Origin of the sequence: Vibrio sp. 10N.261.52.A1 (genome assembly GCF_002876325.1) — a bacterium.
Classification (GTDB): Bacteria; Pseudomonadota; Gammaproteobacteria; order Enterobacterales; family Vibrionaceae; genus Vibrio; species Vibrio chagasii.
Window position 1 is genome coordinate 1 of record NZ_MCYD01001068.1, and the last position, 2624, is coordinate 2624.

Annotated in this window: 2 protein-coding genes; one reads left to right on the top strand and one right to left on the bottom strand. The window is 45.5% G+C overall.

The annotated features are described in order from the left end of the window. The first annotated feature begins 20 nt into the window (after positions 1 to 20). Positions 21 to 2051 (top strand): TonB-dependent receptor, encoded by a 2031-nt coding sequence (locus BCT81_RS23080; RefSeq protein WP_102425986.1) that lies wholly within the window; start codon positions 21 to 23, stop codon positions 2049 to 2051. A gap of 109 nt (positions 2052 to 2160) precedes the next feature. On the opposite strand, the gene BCT81_RS23085 is transcribed toward BCT81_RS23080, so the two are convergent. After that, positions 2161 to 2624, bottom strand: a 464-nt coding sequence (locus BCT81_RS23085) for a 5'-3' exonuclease H3TH domain-containing protein (protein WP_277869842.1), incomplete at its 5' end; no start/stop codon positions are given.

Below are 2624 nucleotides of genomic sequence, written 5' to 3' on the forward strand. Positions count from 1 at the left end.
ATAAAATATAAAAACACAGTATGAAACTTAAAGCACTTTCAGTAGCCGTTACGGTTGCCTTAACTTCATTTACAGCCCTTGCTGCCGACGAACAAGAAACGGTAGTGGTAATTGGTTCAGCTCTTGATCAACTTGTTCAGACTGAAATCAACTCTGACACACTTGAAAAGAAACAAGCATCAGACATTAAAGATGTACTGAATACTATGCCAAGCGTAACGGTAGATGGAAACGCACGTTACTCTCGCAAAGTGTATGTACGTGGTATGGAAGACAAGTTTGCCGTGGTGACTATTGATGGTGCACGTCAAGAAGGTCAGCTGTTCCACCATTCTGGTGATCAGGCCATTGACCCAGCGATGCTTAAGCGTGCTGAAATTGAATTAGGCGGTAACTCTGCACTGTCTGGCTCTGGTGCGATTAACGGCTCATTTAGCTACGAGACAAAAGATCCAAGCGACCTTCTTAAGCCCGGCGAAAGCATTGGTGCTCGAGTTAAAACTAGCTACCAAACGGCTTACGAGCGTTTCGCAACCAACGTTGCTGTGTATGCAAAAGTAAACGATAAGCTGCAATTCATGGGGATTGCAAATTACTCTGAAGATGGTGACCTACATATCCCTGATCAGGAAGCAGTGACGTCTAAGCAAGGCGAACTGAAGTCTGGCATCGCGAAAGTGGTATTCATCCCGAATGACGCTAACGAATTTAAACTGACTTTTAACCGATACAACGATGGTGGTAAACGTCAGCTTTCTGGTGAGAAGGCCGGTGCTCTGTATGCGGATGAAGAGCACAACTACCACTCGCTTAACCGTGATACTGTGACTCTGCAACATGAATACGATGCAGGTAGTGACTTAGTACACCTGAAAACCAATATCTACTACAACCGTCAGTACATGGAGCGCGATGCGCTTGTGGATACGGCTTGGGATAAAGACGCGAACGGAAAATGGATTAAAGATGGCACAATTGCTATCCCTGATCGTGAATACAACGTGACAACCATTGGTGGTGACATTCGTAATATCTCTTGGGTTGGTGAGCATGAGCTGACTTACGGTCTTGATGGCTATAAAGCAGAGCAATGGATTGACGCGGGTGACGGTGTTTACCAAAGCGGTTCTAAGCAAGGTGAGACCAAGAAGTACGGCATGGATGGTGGTACCGTGACAGCTTACGGTCTTTACCTGCAAGACATGTACGAGTTTAGCGACTTCCGTTTAACCACTGGCTTGCGTTACGACATTCATAAACTTGGTGGTGTTTACGATGGCGACTTCGACCAGTTGTCTCCTAAATTTAAAGGTGAATACCAAACCACGGATAATCTAAAACTTCGTGTAGGCTACGGTCGTCTATTCAAAGGCGCGTCATTGCCAGAGACTTTGACAATGAAAGCGGCTGAAGATGTTAAGCAGTCTGATACTAAGGCGATGACGGGTAATAACTATGAGGCTGGTTTTGATTACGAGCTGACACGTCTATTGGCAGCAGATTACGCTATCCTAGGTTTCACGGCTTACACCTACAACCTTGATAACCAAATGCACCCAACTAAGAACAACACAACACTGGCTAACCAGTACGATGTTGAAGTGTGGGGTGTGGAAACGGTACTGAGCTACGCATTAGACTCTCTAAGCGTATACGCTAACCACTCTTACTCGGATGGTGACCAGAAAGATCTAGAGAATGGCAAAACAAGCCACATGAGCAAAACAGGCATTCACAACTTCAAAGCGGGCTTTAACTACAGCCTGAACAGTGAGTTTGTGTTTGGTTGGGATTCTCGCTTCGTTCCGGGTAATGACTACACGGATGAAAAGGGTGAGCAAGTGAAGCGTGCTGGTTTTGCTACGCATAATATTTGGGCGGCTTACACACCTACATTTGCGAAAGACCTAGAGATGAACATCGGTATCGATAACATTCTTGATAAGAAATACGCGGAGCATACTGGCTTTGGTATCTCTTGGGGCTCAGACAAGTACACCAGCTACGAAGCCGGTCGTAACTTTAAAGCTTCTATCGCTTATAACTTCTAATCATCCGATTAAGTTCAGTTAGGCGGCAGCCAAAATAACAACAAGCCTTAGTATCGACTAAGGCTTTTCTGTATCTGGAACTTGGTATAACAAAGGGTTTTGTATAGAGCTAAGAGCTCGCTTCGTAACGAATATCTTGTAGGTTAAAGCCTAAATCTATGTCTGTTTTGAGAGCAGAGACTTGCTTACACACTCGAGCGGACTCAATGTGTTCATCAAACTTCTTACGATATTTCTTCGGTAAGTCTTCCGCTTGGTATGCAGTTTCAATATCGGGGTACGAAGTTAATATCTCTTTTGCTGCTTTTGGCCCCACGCCAGGGATGCCTGGCACTTGGCTAGAGCTTACACCGGTTAACCCCCAGTAATCTGCAAGCTGCTCTGGTTTTACGCCGAACTCCGCCTCGATAAAGGGCTTATCTAACCAGCGATGTTGGAAATAATCGCGGATCTGCAGGGTAGGCGACAACAGTTGGCAGTAGCCTTTGTCTGTAGAGATGATGGTTACGGTCTCGCCATGGTCTGCAACTTTCTTTGCCAGTGTTGCAACCAAGTCATCCGCTTCATCACCAT

Coding starts and splice junctions, on each gene's coding strand:
- BCT81_RS23080 (WP_102425986.1), top strand. CDS start 21: ATGAAACTTAAAGCACTTTCAGTAGCCGTTACGGTTGCCTTAACTTCA.